We start from the raw sequence: 16,068 nt of genomic DNA, 5'->3' as shown, positions 1-16,068 counted from the left end.
GTAGATGAAACTACCTAAAATAAAAGAAATAAGGGCTTATTTTATGGGAGGAGCAACCGCCGAAAAAGGGAGCGGCGGGGCAGACTATCACGATCAGGGCGGCCACCACTGGATCGACGACCATATCGCCACGCCAATGAGTAAGTATAAAGAGTATGAACAATCGCGTCAATCTTTTGGTATTAATGTCCTTGGCACACTGATTGTTGAAGTTGAAGCTGATAATGGTCAAACAGGATTTGCCGTATCAACCGGCGGAGAAATGGGATGTTTTATTGTAGAAAAACACCTAAATCGATTTGTTGAAGGAAAATGTGTTTCTGATATCAAATTAATTCATGATCAAATGCTCAACGCAACCATGTATTACGCCGGATCCGGTGGATTAGTGATGAACACCATATCGTGCGTTGATCTTGCCCTTTGGGATCTATTTGGAAAAATCACGGATCTGCCTGTATACAAATTATTAGGCGGTGCCGTCCGTGATGAAATTCAATTTTATGCAACCGGCGCTCGTCCGGATTTAGCCAAATCAATGGGATTTATTGGCGGTAAGATGCCAACGCATTGGGGACCGCATGACGGTGATCAAGGAATAGAGAAAGATGCGCAAATGGTTGCCCAAATGCGTAAAGCATGCGGTGAAGATTTTTGGTTAATGCTAGATTGCTGGATGAGTCAAGATGTCAACTATGCAACAAAACTCGCTCACGCATGTGCGCCTTATAACTTAAAATGGATCGAAGAGTGTTTACCTCCCCAACAATATGAAGGATATCGGGAATTAAAACGCAATGCCCCACCGGGTATGATGGTCACATCCGGTGAACATCATGGAACGATTCAATCATTTAGAACATTATCTGAAACAGGTATTGATATCATGCAACCCGATGTTGGCTGGTGTGGCGGTTTAACCACGTTACTGGAAATTGCAGCCATTGCAAAATCAAAAGGACAACTGGTTGTGCCTCATGGTTCATCGGTGTATTCCCACCATGCAGTAATAACATTTACCAATACCCCATTTAGTGAATTTTTAATGACAAGCCCCGATTGTTCAACGCTACGCCCTCAGTTTGATCCAATACTGATTGATGAGCCTGTTCCTGTGAATGGAAGAATTCATAAATCAGTACTTGATAAACCGGGTTTTGGTGTTGAATTAAATCGTGAATGTACATTCATTCGTCCTTATTCTCATTAATGATATGAAGAAAAAAACGATTGTTGATTAATGATTGCAGTTTTACAAAAACGTTAAAACTGCAATTTAAGATCCAATAATCTTCTTCATATGAACACTATCTACATCTCTATCATATGTATGGAGAGGGGGGTTTTTATGTCTAATATTCTTGAAAAAGCGGTAAGTAAAACCCGTTTAAGACTTGTACCATTTATGTTAGTGCTTTATGTATTAGCTTTTTTAGATCGTGCAAATATTGGTTTTGCTAAATCTGCCTATCAAATAGATACCGGACTAAGTAACGAAGCATTTGCGCTTGGCGCCGGAATATTCTTCGTCGCTTATGCTTTTTTAGGTGCACCCGCCAATTTATTAATGCGCAAATTTGGCGCTCGCTATTGGATTGGTGGAACAACTTTAGTATGGGGATTTTTATCCGCTGCAATGGCTTATGCAGATTGTGAATGGAAATTCTTAGCGGTACGGGTACTACTGGGTATGGCTGAAGCGGGCTTCTTCCCCGGTATGATCTACTTAACTTCGCAATGGTTTCCGCAAAAGTATCGTGCCGGAATAATGGGGCTATTTTATATGGGAGCACCTTTAGCGCTCACATTTGGATCACCGCTATCCGGCGCTTTGTTAGAAATGCATGGCTTTTTAGATCGCCCGGGTTGGTACTGGATGTTTATTATCGAAGGCGTGCTTGCCGTGATAGCCGGTGTTATTACCTTCCTTTATCTTGATGACAACATCAGTGATGCCAGATTTCTCAATGAAAATGAAAAACAGGCATTACAAGCAAAATTATCATCCGAAGAAAGTGTAAAAACCACATCTAAAATAATCGATGCTATCAGTAATATTACCGTTTGGCATCTGGCCATTATCTACATGATAATTCAAATAAGTGTTTATGGACTTATTTTCTTTTTACCCACTCAAGTTGCCCAATTAATGGGAACAACGGTTGGATTTAAAGCATCTTTAGTGGCAGCCATTCCATGGATTGCCGCATTATTTGGCACTTATTTTATTCCTCGATATTCTGACAAAGTAGGCGAACGACGAAATATCGCCGCAATAACCCTACTCATCGCCGGTTTAGGCATCGGGATTTCAGCCCTTGCCAGCCCTACCATTGCAATTATTGCGCTGTGTTTTGCCGCTATTGGTTTTATTGCCGTGCAACCTGTTTTTTGGACGATACCAACTAATCTGTTATCCGGCGCAGCGCTTGCCGCTGGTATCGGATTTATCAACATGTTTGGTGCATTTGGTGGTTTTTTTGCGCCAATCATCCGTGTAAAAGCCGAAACAGTTTTTAATAACAATATGGCTGGTTTACTCACTTTAGCGTTAATCACGATAATCGGTACCTCAACCATATTTATGCTAAAACAGACTAACAAAAATAGTTAATAAACTGAGCTTATTGATTTTATCAATAAGCTCCTAAAAATTTGGAATAACACAATGAAAAATTTATTGGAAAACGAATTTAAACAACAAATTACAAAGGGAAATTTACAAATTGGGCTTTGGTTATCGTCCGCAACATCCTATATGGCTGAAATTGCAGCCACATCACAATATGACTGGTTGCTTATTGACGGTGAGCATGCACCAAACACTGCACAAACACTACTGACACAACTCCAAGCAATCGCTCCATATAAAGCGCATCCGGTCGTACGCCCTTTAGAAGGTCAGCAAGCAAATATTAAACAGATTTTAGATATTGGCTCACAAACATTATTAATTCCCATGGTCGAAACGGCCAAACAAGCTAAAGAAATCGTTTCAGCAACACGTTATCCGCCGGAAGGGATTCGCGGTGTCGGGGCGAGCGTGGCAAGAGCCGCCCGGTGGGGAAAAATTGAAAACTACATGCAAAAAGTGAATGATTCGCTTTGCCTGCTGGTGCAAGTAGAAAGTAAAAAAGCATTAGAAAATCTGGATGAAATTGTGATGACTGACGGAATTGACGGGGTATTTATTGGTCCAGCCGATTTATCCGCCTCCTTAGGTTATCCCGACAATGCAGGACATGAAGAAGTTCAAAAAATCATTGAAAAAACGATCAAAAGAATTAGGCAATTAGGTAAAGCGGCAGGATTTTTAGCGGTCGATATCGAAATGGCCAAAAAATGTATTTCATGGGGAGCAAATTTCGTTGCCGTTGGTGTTGATACCATGCTGTATATGCAAGCGCTTGATGAAAGATTAAGCCACTTTAAACAGCTAGAAAAAACAAATCAATCATCTAATGTTTCTTATTAATAAAAAAGGACTACAAATTTAACGGGGATTGATATGAGCAAAAAATACAAAAGCATTAGCACAAGCAGCATATGCAGTAATCACTACACCTGCAAATCCCAAAGAAACAAGCATATCAATCATGGATAAATGACATTATGCTGCTTTTTCGCTTTTCGTTGTTTACTAAAATATCACTCATAATATTTAATTATCATTTCACAAATGGACTTATGCATTTAAGTCCATTTATTACTATTAATCATCAATCGTCAAATTACGAGTGGTTAAATCAAACGGTGTCAATTGATACACATAGTAGTTAAGCCAGTTGCTAAAGAGTAAATAAGCATGGCTTCGCCATGTTGCTTTGGGGGTTAAATCGGGGTTATTTTCCGGAAAATAGTTATAAGGAATATCCGGATTTATTCCTGCTTTCAAATCCCGATAATACTCATTGGCTAAGGTAAACGAGTCATATTCCGGATGACCGGTGACAAATGCCATTCGTTTATCGGCGGTTGCCATTAAGTAAGGACCGGCTATATCTGATTCGGCCAAAATCATTAAATCGGTATAGTTTTTAATTTTATCAATCGGAAAATCGGCATACCTTGAATGTGGTGCTAAAAAAGCATCGTCAAAACCACGGGTTAAAATCGCATTAGGTTGCAATATTTGGTGTTGATACACGCCCGATAATTTATGGTTACGGGTGAATTTTGGCAAATCATAAAGCACATTTAATGCCGCTTGTACCGCCCAACAAACAAACATCGTTGAGGTCACATGCTCTTTTGCCCAAGCGATAATTTGAGCAAGCTTAGGCCAGTAAACCACATCAGAAAATGCGACTTTACCTAGTGGTGCACCGGTAATAATCAATCCGTCAAAATTTTGCTGACAAATATCATCAAAATCACAATAAAAGCTATTTAAATGTTCAACCGGAGTATTTTTTGATTCACGTTGATCGATACGTAATAACTGGATATTGACTTGTAGTGAAGAGTTAGACAGTAACCGTAAAAATTGATTTTCGGTCTCTATTTTCTTAGGCATTAAATTGAGGAACAGGAGCTTAAGCGGTCGAATTTCTTGGGTATTGGCACGAGACGACGTCATCACAAATACATTTTCATTACGAAGCACATCAACAGCAGGTAATGAATCAGGAATACATATTGGCATAACAAAACTCCTAAAAAACAATAAATAATTTTAAACCTCTAAAATAGACGTCTAGAAATCTTTATAGCTAAATATAATGTGTTTTAGCAAGTTTGTCGAGAATTTTATCAGATATATTCGATAAGATATTTCAAACAAAATCAGACAAATAGTCATGATTACTGATGATTATTCGCACGGATTAATCATGCTTATATTACGATATGATTTGACCGGTGAAACAGCGTAGTAAATAACGTATTTAAGTGCATGTTAAAAAGAATGATTAAAAAATATGGTTAAAAAGCCCGTGTATCGGTACGCCAGGTATCGGCAGTCAATGCTTCACCAAAATAGCTATTGATCAGCTTTTGGGTGATATCACTTAATGGCGAGGCTAATACTTCTGCGGTATTACCGGATTCGACAAGATCGCCATTATGCATCACTAAAATTTCGTCGCTGATATGTTTCATCATGCCGATATCCTGAGTAACATACACATACGAGATATTTTGCTCAGCTTGCAGTGAGAGCATTAAATTGACAATCTGCGAACGCATAGAGATATCTAAAGCGGCTAACGCCTCGTCGAGAATAATCACCTTAGGTTTTAAAATCAGTGCCCGAGCCAGTGCAACACGCTGTTTTTGCCCGGCGGCCATGACTGACGGATAATAAGAAGCATGTTCCGGCAATAGTCCGACTTGTTTTAATACGTCACTGATCATCTTTTCCCGTTCAAAAGCATCATACTGAGTATTGCACTTTAACGGTATTTCCAGCAATTGACCAATGCGTAGTCTTGGATCGAACGAGCTTTCAACATGTTGGAAGATCATACGAATTAATTGAGAACGGGAACTGAAATCACCATACTCGACTTTGCTACCGTCGATCCATATATCACCGCTATCGGGTTTAATCATACCGACCAACATTTTAGCCAATGTTGATTTACCGGAGCCATTTTGCCCAATAATGGCTAAGGTTTTGCCTTCGTTTAATGAGAAGGATATCGGTTTAACAGCATCGATATACAAATGCCCAAACAGACCTTTTGGGATCTTAAATCGCTTTGATAAGTTACGCACTTTTAATATTGGATTCATGTTATCTTCCTACTATCTATGGTTACTCATCAATATTTAAAGGAAAGTGGCAAGCAACAGCATGATCTTTTATTGGAATAAGTTCGGGTGCTTGAATACATTTTTTTTGCGCATACGGACAACGAGGACCCAACCGACAACCGATCGGTAAATGTTCTAGTGAAGGAATAACACCGGGCAAAGTATTTAACGGACTTTTGTGCGGCATTGATTTACCAAAATCGGGGATCGCATAAATCAAAGCTTGAGTATAGGGGTGATAAGGCGACTTGATCAGATCTTCACTATCAGCAACTTCTACCGTTTGACCACAATAAAGGACATTAATGCGATCTGTCCACCTTGTTACCATTTGTAGATCATGACTAATGAGCAAAATGGTGGTCCCCATATTTTGATTCATACTCGCCAATAACCGAAAGATTTGGGCTTCGGTTGTGGCTTCCATTGCGTTAGTTGGCTCATCGGCAATCAGTAATTTAGGCTGATTTGCCAGTGCAATGGCTATCATGACTTTTTGACATTCGCCTTCGGTTAGTTCAAACGGATAAGATTTTAAGATCTCTTTATGATCTTTAATCCCAACCCGATGTAAAAGTTCGATCGCCCGATTTTTTCGCCAAAATAGGCGTTGCCAAAAGTGTCCTTTAAACGTTCGACGAGGAATCGCTTCAATTAATTGTTGCCCGATTTTCATGGAAGGATCTAAGCACGACTGAGGCTCTTGGAACACCATTGAGATATTGGCACTGATCACTTTACGACGCTGTTTTGGCGTCAATTTAAGCAGATCAATGTCATTAAAATAGAATCTATCGGCCGAAATTTTCCAATTATGATTGGTGACCCCTAAAATAGCTTTAGCAATCAGGCTTTTACCCGAACCAGACTCACCCACTAGCCCACGAATTTCACCTTCAGACAGTTTTAAATTTACCCGATCAATGGCTCGCAACAGACCGTCAGGCGTGATAAATTCTATGGTTAAATTTCGAATATCTAACAATGCCATAATTATTGCCCTGCTCGTTGGCCATATAATCCATAATTGAATAAATAAACCAGTGTAATTGTAGCAGAAACAGCCAATCCCGGCGCTAAAAATGCTAAAAAGTTGGTGTCGATAATATCTTTCATGGTATACATCATCATCCCTAAATCAGGCCGTGAATAGTCATTGGCAAAGCCTAAAAAAGTGATAGTGGTCATCGCTAAGATAATTGACCCAAACAGTGAAACAATTTCCGTTAAATAAAGCGGTAAAATATTTGGCAAAATATAGTGATTTAAAATGGTAAAACGTGACAAGCCGTCTAGTCGATAGGCGGTAATGTATGTCTTATTCCACTCTTTTATCACTCGCTGATGAATATTATAGATAAAGCGTGGTGCATAAGATAAACCGATAATAATTAATACGTTGGTAATATCATCTCCCAGCAATAAACTGACAACAATGACCCCCAGCAGTGGCGGTACCACCATAAAGAATCGAAAGATAAAAAGAATGAATGGCCGTATAAAAGCGACAAAAAACATCAAATAATTAATTATCCCGCCAATTACAACCACATAAAACACCGCTTTTAAAGTCATGGACATTGTGGAGCGATAACCGATTAGCAGATAATCAAAAATATCTTGCCCTTGATGATTGGTGCCCAATATATGATTGATATCACCATTTGCCCACCATGCCGGCGGTAACGAAGCAACATAAATTGGATTTAAATGGGCATGGAAAAACCATTTAGTCGACACTGCCACAAAGGTGATTGCTAATATGCCATAAAAGCCGACAATCGAGTAAAGATTACTATGAAGCTTATTAAAAAATAACCTAATGTTTTTTAATATATTAGCTGAGTTATACATAATGCTCCTTACGGCGCAGTGGATAAATCGCAACAGCGGTTATTTCACCTAATAGGGTTAATAAACTAATCACTGTCCCACAAGCAAGAATAGCAATGGAGATAATAAAATAGTTGTGATGACGATATGCTATCATCACCCACTGCCCTAAGCCAACCCGATTAAAGAGAATTTCGATCACCATAGTTGAAAATAACAGTGTCGTGGTGTTATAGGTCAACTGCGGTATCGTGTTCGGAATTGAATTAGGTAATAAATGACGTCGTAACACTCTAAAGGGTGAACGTTCCCGAATAATCGCCATTTTAATATAATTTTGCCGTGAGGTACTTTTGACATTTTGGCTAATTAATTGAATTGTCATAATACTTGGCTGAATGGCAAGTATAATTGTTGGCAGCATCAGATAATGTAGTTGATCAAGTATCGCACTTAGCTTATCTGTTCTTGATGAGGTAAAAATATCCAACAAAGAAACGCCGGATACCGAAGGCGATACGTTATAGTTAATCAATACCGTCCAATTTGGTGATATTAAGTGCATCACCACCACAACCAGCATGACTATCGGGCAAGAATAAAATAGCAGACAGCTCAACCGAATCGAACTATTAAGCCAATTAATGTTACTAAGACCCAATAAAATACCGAGCGGTAAACCAATGAGTAACGCCACGATTAACGCCAAAATACACAGCTCAAAAGTCGCTAATAAAGTGTGTAAAAATGGCACGGTTTCACCCGACATCAATCTAAATTGTCCTTGTAGCAATTGCTTGAAAAAAGCTATATAGGCATCGCTAAAATTCAGATTTTGAAAGGTGGAATGAGGAACAAAATAGACAAGACAAAAGCTAATCTGAGCCAGTACGCAGATAATAAATAAAAACGTTACTATTTTTTTAAATATATAGGTAATCATTGTTTATCTTTATCGCTTTAGTGATTGATAAAATAACGGTGAAGATTATCACCGTTATTTTAGATGAAGTATCGATTAGTCATCCGATACCATTGGTTTGCCTGCGGCGGCATAAGCATGGTCTTGAGCACTTAAACCACCAGCATTCCCTTTACCGGCATAATTATAATCTGACTCTTGTCGTGATTTTATTTCTGCTTCACTGACAACATAATCAGGCGCTGGCGCTTTGGTCATTGCTGAAGAGGCGCTACCGGTTGATGAATGCGTGGTGTCAGTCGTTTGCTCAGTTTCAATTTTAGTTTCAGTTGCCGCTTCTTGCTCAGGCTCTGATACCAGTTCGAGTTGTTGCGGTACTTGTTGCTCAGACTTTTGCTCACTTGCCACAACGCTTTTTGTTGTTTGCGGCGCAACCGCTTCACTTACCTCAACTGTTTGCTCAACAGCATCCCCATTGCTACTCACTTCATCTTCCGGTTTAACAATAACCGGTAATAAGAGTGAAGGGATCACAACTCGTGTTGGTGTATTGGATTGAGTTTGGCTGACCACTTGACTGTAGTCAATAGCAACCCGACCCAAAGCCAACTCTAACGATGCCGCAGCAAATGGTAATGGCATTGGTGAGGTTTTCAGCTCATTATTTTTCAACCGACGCTTATTACGTGGCCCATTCATACGTAAATGACGGGATGTACGACGTTGGCGTTTAGGTTGAGCGTCCGATGCGGCCGCTTGAGTCTCATCACGCACAATTACCGGTAATAATAACGACGGAATAACAACACGCTCTTGCTGAGCAGGTGCGGCAGCTTCGCTATTTTTTACCCGAACACTTTTGGTTAATGCACGTTGCTGACGTCTTGGTTTAACCTCTTTAACCTTCGGTTGCGGCGCTTCATTAACGGTTTTTTCTGCTTTAACATTGTTATTGGCATTGTTATTAGCATTAGCATTGTTGTTCGCATTATTATTTTGTTTACTGCGACGATTATTGCTACGAGTTGTCTCTTTTACTTCATCGCTCGCGGCATTATTGCTATTGTTCGCTGTATGATTATTTTTGTTGTTACGTCGACGATTATTCGAACGTTGGTTATCACGTTTACGGGTCGGTTTCGGTTTAACTTCTGGTTCCGGCTCCGGTTTTTTCGCAACAAACAGGTTACGAATTTTGCTAAACAGACCACCAAATAAACCGGTCGATTTTTCAACCTTCGGCTCGTTATTCGCTTTGCCGGTACCACACGCTTCAACTTTAGGACCGGATAAGACCGCTTGTTCAACCACAACTTCGGCAACTTGCTCTTCTTCTTCGTCTTCAAGTTCACGAATCAATTTCGGTAGATTGTAACTTAACACATCAGTTTCTTCGCCGGTACGCTTACGGATCACTTTATAAAGCGGTGTTTCCATTTCTTCATCAGCGGCAATGACGATTTTGACATCCGGATGCATTCTTTCAATATTGGTAATGGCTCGTCTTTTTTCGTTCAGCAAGTAACTGGCGATCGGCACCGGCACAATCACATCGATTTGAACAGTATTATCTTTCATCGCTTCTTCTTGAATTAAACGAAGAATCGAGAGCGATAATGAGTTGTTATCACGTACCGTACCTGTACCTTGACAACGAGGACAAATATGATGCGTTGCTTCACGTAACGACGGGCTTAATCGCTGGCGAGACATCTCAAGTAAACCAAAGCGAGAAATACGGGTTGTTTGTATTCTTGCTCTATCGGTTTTCATCGCCTCTTTTAAGCGGTTTTCAACTTCACGTTGATTACGTACCGGCGTCATATCGATAAAGTCGATAACAATTAAGCCACCTAAGTCACGTAAACGTAACTGGCGGGCAATCTCTTCTGCCGCTTCTAAGTTAGTATTAAATGCGGTCTCTTCAATATCACTCCCCCGAATTGATTTAGCGGAGTTAATATCAATTGCAGTTAATGCTTCAGTTGCATCAATCACAATCGAACCACCAGAAGGTAACCTGACTTCACGTTGGAAAGCCGATTCAATTTGCCCTTCAATTTGGAAATGGTTAAATAAAGGCACATCACCGTCATACAATTTAAGACGATTAACATACTCAACCCGCCCTAAATCAACTAAACGTTTTTTAGCAATTTCGAGCACTTTCGGATTATCGATTAAAATATCACCAACATCATCACGTAAATAATCACGAAATGCACGGGTGATAATATCACTTTCTTTATGAATCAAACTCGGTGCCGGGTGATTTTTAGCTTCGTTTTGAATGGCTGTCCAATAGGTAACCAGTGCATTTAAATCTTGTTGTAACTCTTCCTGACTTTTGCCCACACCAGCTGTTCTAGCGATAACGCCCATACCTTTTGGCTTTTCTAAGGCATCAATGATACGTTTTAAATCATCACGATCTTCACCTTCAATACGGCGTGATACACCGCCGGCACGTGGATCGTTTGGCATTAAAACAAGATAACTACCGGCAAGGCTAATATAGGTTGTTAATGCCGCCCCTTTTTTGCCTCGAATCTCTTTTTCAATTTGAATTAAAACTTCCTGACCTTCTTGTAAATGTTTAATACTACGACGACCAGAAATATTAGACGGGAAATAACTTTCAGCGATCTCTTTTAACGGTAGGAAACCATCTCGCTCACCACCATAAGAGACAAAAGCGGCTTCTAAACTTGGATTGATTTTAGTGATTTTACCTTTGTATATATTGGCTTTTTTTTGCTCATGTCCAAGACTTTCGATATCTAAATCATACAAGCGTTGGCCATCAACAAGGGCAACACGCAGCTCTTCTTGCTGGGTTGCGTTGATCAGCATTCTTTTCATTATTCTACACTCTTAATTAATCTTAATTAATTGTAGGTAGGATTTTATTATTAATAAATGCTTATTTTAACAATGATAAATAATGCTACTGACTAAATATTCTCGTATACGGCATTCATTATTTTATTTGTGTTATTTTTGTTATTATTTTATGTGAATCCTGTATAACGCAAACAATATCAATACGATACTTCACTTTAGAACTAATGGTTGCAAAAACTAACTTTTAATTCAAAAGATTGGTGCAATTTGTCAACACCATTAAACTTATTACTATTGATATTATTGCTATGATTAATTTGCAAACTTCGGTTTGTAAGCGACTTTTGGCAAACCAATTAAATCTTTATATGATTGTTTAAAATAAACATATTATTTAATTATAATAATTCTACTTACGCTATTTTATTTTTTGATAAATTGTAATGTCTAACGCCATTGCTGCATTACACGGATAAAATTATCCCCGCTTATTATTCACGTTTCAGCGAAGGATAGCAAGTAAATTAAACTTGCTATTTTATCGACAGTTAGCCAATCTTTTTTTAATTTTGCCAAGATACTATTGATAATATTGACAATATATTTTCTATATCGGTAGTTTTATACTGAAACACAGGTGTTTTCTGAAAATTCTTGTCAAGATTTTGTGTTTTTTGCTTAAACACCTATATTTTCTGAAACTTTTTGACAAGGTTTTTATTTCGTTAAAAGTTGCGGTTTTTTGGTTTGCAGGTTTCGGACGTTGTTGATCGGTTGATATTTTCATTATGGTGTCTGCGTCCGAATTAGGGGGATTTTATGCGAAATCCCCCTAATAACCCCCTCGCAGCACCACCCAAAGCGGTCTTCGACTGCCCTCCGCCTTCGTTCGGTCTTAACGCACCGGCGCTGATTTGTTCCGGACAAAGCAGCGCCTCGCCAAACATCCCTGTTTGGCGTGCTAACCTCTCTCAGTTGTCGGCGCTTTGTGAAGGTGCGGTCTGGTGCACTTGTTTGCTTTTGTGGAAGATAAGGATTAGGGTTTGGGAATATTTTGGAAATATCTTAAACTTTTGTTTTTATACTTAAACATGGGTATTTTCTGAAAGTTCTTGTCAAGGGGTTGTATTTTTGCTTAAACACCTATGTTTTCTGAAACTTTTTGACAAGGTTTTTATTTCGTTAAAAGTTGCGGTTTTTTGGTTTGCAGGTTTCGGACGCTGTTGATTGGTTGATATTTTCATTACGGTGTCTGCGTCTGAATTAGTGGGATTTTATGCGAAATCCCCCTAATAACCCCCTCGCAGCACCACCCAAAGCGGTCTTCGACTGCCCTCCGCCTTCGTTCGGTCTTAACGCACCGGTGCTGATTTGTTCCGGACAAAGCAGCGCCTCGCCAAACATCCCTATTTGGCGTGCTAACCTCTCTCCGTTGTCGGCGCTTTGTGAAGGTGCGGTCTGGTGCACTTGTTTGCTTTTGTGGAAGGTAAGGATTAGGGTTTGGGAATATTTTGGAAATATCTTAAACTTTTGTTTTTATACTTAAACATAGGTATTTTCTGAAAGTTCTTGTCAAGGGGTTGTGTTTTTGCTTAAACACCTATGTTTTCTGAAACTTCTTGACATTTTGGTGCACTTTATCATGATGCGAGAAAGATTATCGTGTATATCGCAACACAATCAGTATAATACAACAATAATATAGCAATAAAAGAGATTTAGATTGTTAATGAGTGTTCCTGAAAAAAAAGCCTTAATTGATTTTACCACACGCTGGATAAAGCAGTTTGACAACGCCCCTAAAAGTGAAGAGTTGCATGCCATACCTTCACCTTGCATAATCAAAACAGAGCAGCTAGCGGTTTACTGGCAACCTTTTTTACTACAGCCGGCAAAAACGTTAGCTATTGCCGAACAACTGGTCGGCATTACCCTTCAACAAAGTGCCCATATTTTTTATGGCACGCAATATGCCGGCAATATGTCTGCAAAATTTGAACAAACAAATTTAGTGTTGCTCCAAGCGTGGAATGATGATGACTTCTCTAATCTTGAACAAAATATAATCGCCCATTTATTGCAACAAAAAAAATTAAGACGATTACCGACAATATTTATTGCCGCTACCGATGAAAGTACCGAAATTGTGGCATTAAATAACCTAACTGGCGAAGTGGTAATTGAAGACCTAATTAGCGGTGAAGTGCGCCCATTGGCAGAAAATTTAACTTGTTTTCTCAATAAGTTAACCGTTTTGCCAGCAGCGTAAGTTGACCCCTAAAAATTATTTATCGGTTTAACATCATTAACGAAATTGTAAAGTACAAAATAATGTGTTTATAATGCGTTGAGAGTCATTAAAGGAAATAGGTGAATTATGTTTGAATATTTACTCCAAGCACCAGCTGATCCCATTTTAGGACTAGCGGATCTCTACAACAGTGATGAACGTACCAACAAAATAAATCTTAGCGTTGGGGTTTATAAAGATGAAACCACCAAAACACCTATTTTAGAGAGTGTGAAAAAGGCAGAACGTCTATTATTAGACGAAGAAACAACAAAAAGTTATTTGCCTATTGATGGCGTCCCTCTATTCAACCTTGCAACTCAAAAACTGCTTTTCGGCAGTGAAATGGAGCGAGCACGTACCGCCCAGGCACCCGGCGGAACAGGCGCTTTACGCATTATGGCGGACTTTTTATCACGCCGCACAAAAGTAAAACGCATCTGGGTAAGCAACCCTTCATGGCCTAATCATCGCAGTGTTTTCCAAACCGCCGGACTTGAAGTGCGTGAATACCGTTATTACGATGCACAAAATCATGGACTTGATTTTGCCGGATTAATGGAAGATTTAAACCTTGTCACCGCTGGTGAAGCGGTACTATTTCATGGTTGTTGCCATAATCCAACCGGCATCGACCCTACACCAGAGCAGTGGCAAGCTATCTCTGAGCTAGCGCTAAAAAATGGCTGGCTACCGCTATTTGATTTAGCTTATCAAGGATTTGGACAAGGGATTGAAGAAGATGTCTATGGATTACGACTTTTTGCCAATCATCATCCTGAACTGTTGATTGCCAGCTCATATTCGAAAAACTTTGGACTTTACAATGAACGGGTTGGCGCATTTACCTTAATTGCTGCTGATGCTGAAATTGCCGATCGTAGCTTTAGTCAAGTTAAAACAATTATTCGAGCCAATTACTCTAATCCACCGGCACATGGCGCTAAAATTGTCTCTTATATTTTAAACAATGATGAACTAAAAGAAGAGTGGATCGACGAATTAACCAGCATGCGCCAACGTATACACCGTATGCGACAACTGTTTGTCAAAACACTGCAAGATAAAGGTGCCAATCAAGACTTTAGTTTTATTGCAAAACAAAACGGTATGTTTTCTTTTAGCGGACTGAGTGAAGAACAAGTACTGAAATTACGTGATAATTATGGGATTTACATTGTAAATTCCGGACGTATTAATGTTGCCGGTATGACGCTGGATAATATGTCCAGACTTTGTGAATCGATCGTTGATGTATTATAAACCGTAGCCAGTGGCTTGATAATATTTTGATGTTATCAAGCCGTGAAGATCACATCCTTTAAGAGGCGTTATAGTTTAAAACCATACTGGTTTTATACTTAAACGTATATGTTTTCTGAAAGTTCTTGTCGGTGATTTGTGTTTTTTGCTTAAACACCTATGTTTTCTGAAACTTCTTGACAAGGTTTTTATTTCTTTAAAAATTGCGGGTTTTTAGTCCGCAGGTTTCGGACGCTGTTAATCTGTCGATATTTTCATTATGGTGTCTGCGTCCGAATAGGGGGATTTTATGCGAAATCCCCCTATACCCCCTCGCAGCACCACCCAAAGCGGTCTTCGACTGCCCTCCGCCTTCGTTCGGTCTTAACGCACCGGCGCTGATTTGTTCCGGACAAAGCAGCGCCCCGCCAAACATCCCTGTTTGGCGTGCTAACCTCTCTCAGTTGTCGGCGCTTTGTGAAGGTGCAATCTGGTGCACTTGTTTGCTTTTGGGAAAGGTAACGGCATGGGAATTTGGATATTTTAAACAATATCTTAAAATTTTGTTTTTATACTTAAACGTATACATTTTCTGAAAGTTCTTGTCGGTGATTTGTGTTTTTTGCTTAAACGCCTATATTTTCTGAAACTTTTTGACAAGGTTTATACTTTCTTTGAAAGTTGCAGGTTTTTGATCTGCGAGTTTCGGACGCTGTTAATTGGTTGATATTTTCATTTTGGTGTCTGCGTCCGAATAGGGGGATTTTTTGCGAAATCCCCCTAATAACCCCCTCGCAGCACCACCCAAAGCGGTCTTCGACTGCCCTCCGCCTTCGTTCGGTCTTAACGCACCGGCGCTGATTTGTTCCGGACAAAGCAGCGCCTCGCTCAGTTGTCGGCGCTTTGTGAAGGTGCGGTCTGGTGCATTTGTTTGCTTTTGGGAAAGGTAACGGTATGGGTTTTGGGATATTTTGGAAATATCTAAAACTTTTGTTTTTTTACCGAAACATGGGTGTTTTCTGAAAGTTCATGTCAGCGGTTTGTTTTTTTGCTTAAACGCCTATATTTTCTGAAAATTTTTGACGGACACTAACTTTTTTAAGCTTTCCGCCAGGGATTAGTTGGCTTTTTAAACAGATCCCTTCGTTAATGTTTAGAATATTCCATTTAGTTATATCCA

14 protein-coding genes are annotated in these 16,068 nt (G+C 39.5%); 5 read left to right on the top strand and 9 right to left on the bottom strand.

Going from position 1 to position 16,068, the window contains the following annotated elements:
• Positions 1–4 precede the first annotated feature (4 nt).
• The 3 genes from rhmD to yfaU all read left to right on the top strand — a co-directional run bounded on the left by rhmD (position 5) and on the right by yfaU (position 3,475).
• Positions 5–1,210 (top strand): L-rhamnonate dehydratase, encoded by a 1,206-nt coding sequence (rhmD, locus tag J3U74_RS08315; RefSeq protein ID WP_267329053.1) that lies wholly within the window; start codon positions 5–7, stop codon positions 1,208–1,210.
• A 138-nt stretch (positions 1,211–1,348) separates the two neighbouring features.
• Positions 1,349–2,614 (top strand): MFS transporter, encoded by a 1,266-nt coding sequence (locus J3U74_RS08310; protein WP_267329052.1) that lies wholly within the window; start codon positions 1,349–1,351, stop codon positions 2,612–2,614.
• Between the two features lie 54 nt (positions 2,615–2,668).
• Complete coding sequence (yfaU, locus tag J3U74_RS08305) at positions 2,669–3,475, top strand: 2-keto-3-deoxy-L-rhamnonate aldolase (RefSeq protein ID WP_267329051.1); 807 nt, start codon at positions 2,669–2,671, stop codon at positions 3,473–3,475.
• 237 nt (positions 3,476–3,712) lie between these two features.
• On the opposite strand, the gene metA is transcribed toward yfaU, so the two are convergent.
• The 8 genes from metA to J3U74_RS08265 form a co-directional block, all read right to left on the bottom strand.
• Entirely contained in the window at positions 3,713–4,645 is a 933-nt protein-coding gene (gene metA, locus J3U74_RS08300; protein ID WP_220218252.1) for a homoserine O-acetyltransferase MetA, read from the bottom strand.
• A gap of 278 nt (positions 4,646–4,923) precedes the next feature.
• The gene (locus tag J3U74_RS08295) at positions 4,924–5,736 is read right to left on the bottom strand and encodes an ATP-binding cassette domain-containing protein (protein ID WP_267329050.1); all 813 of its coding nucleotides are present in this window, start codon (positions 5,734–5,736) and stop codon (positions 4,924–4,926) included.
• A gap of 22 nt (positions 5,737–5,758) precedes the next feature.
• Positions 5,759–6,748: an oligopeptide/dipeptide ABC transporter ATP-binding protein gene (locus tag J3U74_RS08290; protein WP_220218254.1), complete on the bottom strand. Its 990-nt coding sequence runs from the start codon at positions 6,746–6,748 to the stop codon at positions 5,759–5,761.
• Between the two features lie 2 nt (positions 6,749–6,750).
• Positions 6,751–7,611: an ABC transporter permease subunit gene (locus tag J3U74_RS08285; protein WP_267329049.1), complete on the bottom strand. Its 861-nt coding sequence runs from the start codon at positions 7,609–7,611 to the stop codon at positions 6,751–6,753.
• Positions 7,604–8,533 (bottom strand): ABC transporter permease subunit, encoded by a 930-nt coding sequence (locus J3U74_RS08280; protein ID WP_220218256.1) that lies wholly within the window; start codon positions 8,531–8,533, stop codon positions 7,604–7,606. Before J3U74_RS08280 ends, J3U74_RS08285 begins: the two co-directional genes overlap by 8 nt.
• A gap of 75 nt (positions 8,534–8,608) precedes the next feature.
• The gene (rne, locus tag J3U74_RS08275) at positions 8,609–11,374 is read right to left on the bottom strand and encodes a ribonuclease E (protein ID WP_267329048.1); all 2,766 of its coding nucleotides are present in this window, start codon (positions 11,372–11,374) and stop codon (positions 8,609–8,611) included.
• A 788-nt stretch (positions 11,375–12,162) separates the two neighbouring features.
• Positions 12,163–12,303: a hypothetical protein gene (locus J3U74_RS08270; RefSeq protein WP_267346930.1), complete on the bottom strand. Its 141-nt coding sequence runs from the start codon at positions 12,301–12,303 to the stop codon at positions 12,163–12,165.
• 316 nt (positions 12,304–12,619) lie between these two features.
• Positions 12,620–12,823: a hypothetical protein gene (locus J3U74_RS08265; RefSeq protein ID WP_267346931.1), complete on the bottom strand. Its 204-nt coding sequence runs from the start codon at positions 12,821–12,823 to the stop codon at positions 12,620–12,622.
• Between the two features lie 262 nt (positions 12,824–13,085).
• Here J3U74_RS08265 and syd point away from each other — a divergent pair, with 262 nt between their 5' ends.
• The gene (gene syd / locus J3U74_RS08260) at positions 13,086–13,625 is read left to right on the top strand and encodes a SecY-interacting protein (protein WP_220218259.1); all 540 of its coding nucleotides are present in this window, start codon (positions 13,086–13,088) and stop codon (positions 13,623–13,625) included.
• Positions 13,626–13,733: 108 nt separating this feature from the next.
• Complete coding sequence (locus tag J3U74_RS08255) at positions 13,734–14,909, top strand: aromatic amino acid transaminase (RefSeq protein ID WP_220218260.1); 1,176 nt, start codon at positions 13,734–13,736, stop codon at positions 14,907–14,909.
• A 196-nt stretch (positions 14,910–15,105) separates the two neighbouring features.
• Here J3U74_RS08255 and J3U74_RS08250 read toward each other — a convergent pair whose 3' ends face one another.
• Complete coding sequence (locus J3U74_RS08250) at positions 15,106–15,324, bottom strand: hypothetical protein (protein ID WP_267346932.1); 219 nt, start codon at positions 15,322–15,324, stop codon at positions 15,106–15,108.
• Between the last annotated feature and the right edge of the window lie 744 nt (positions 15,325–16,068).

Origin of the sequence: Gilliamella sp. B3892, assembly GCF_026536305.1 — a bacterium.
Classification (GTDB): domain Bacteria; phylum Pseudomonadota; class Gammaproteobacteria; order Enterobacterales; family Orbaceae; genus Gilliamella.
This window is presented reverse-complemented; position numbering and strand designations above follow the sequence as displayed.

Bases quoted from the DNA above. Each gene is read 5' to 3' on its own strand.
- rhmD (WP_267329053.1), top strand. From the start codon at position 5: ATGAAACTACCTAAAATAAAAGAAATAAGGGCTTATTTTATGGGAGGA.
- J3U74_RS08295 (WP_267329050.1), bottom strand. From the start codon at position 5,736: ATGAATCCAATATTAAAAGTGCGTAACTTATCAAAGCGATTTAAGATC.
- J3U74_RS08255 (WP_220218260.1), top strand. From the start codon at position 13,734: ATGTTTGAATATTTACTCCAAGCACCAGCTGATCCCATTTTAGGACTA.
- J3U74_RS08285 (WP_267329049.1), bottom strand. From the start codon at position 7,611: ATGTATAACTCAGCTAATATATTAAAAAACATTAGGTTATTTTTTAAT.
- J3U74_RS08310 (WP_267329052.1), top strand. From the start codon at position 1,349: ATGTCTAATATTCTTGAAAAAGCGGTAAGTAAAACCCGTTTAAGACTT.
- yfaU (WP_267329051.1), top strand. From the start codon at position 2,669: ATGAAAAATTTATTGGAAAACGAATTTAAACAACAAATTACAAAGGGA.
- rne (WP_267329048.1), bottom strand. From the start codon at position 11,374: ATGAAAAGAATGCTGATCAACGCAACCCAGCAAGAAGAGCTGCGTGTT.
- syd (WP_220218259.1), top strand. From the start codon at position 13,086: ATGAGTGTTCCTGAAAAAAAAGCCTTAATTGATTTTACCACACGCTGG.
- J3U74_RS08250 (WP_267346932.1), bottom strand. From the start codon at position 15,324: ATGTTTGGCGGGGCGCTGCTTTGTCCGGAACAAATCAGCGCCGGTGCG.
- J3U74_RS08270 (WP_267346930.1), bottom strand. From the start codon at position 12,303: ATGTTTGGCGAGGCGCTGCTTTGTCCGGAACAAATCAGCGCCGGTGCG.
- metA (WP_220218252.1), bottom strand. From the start codon at position 4,645: ATGCCAATATGTATTCCTGATTCATTACCTGCTGTTGATGTGCTTCGT.
- J3U74_RS08290 (WP_220218254.1), bottom strand. From the start codon at position 6,748: ATGGCATTGTTAGATATTCGAAATTTAACCATAGAATTTATCACGCCT.
- J3U74_RS08280 (WP_220218256.1), bottom strand. From the start codon at position 8,533: ATGATTACCTATATATTTAAAAAAATAGTAACGTTTTTATTTATTATC.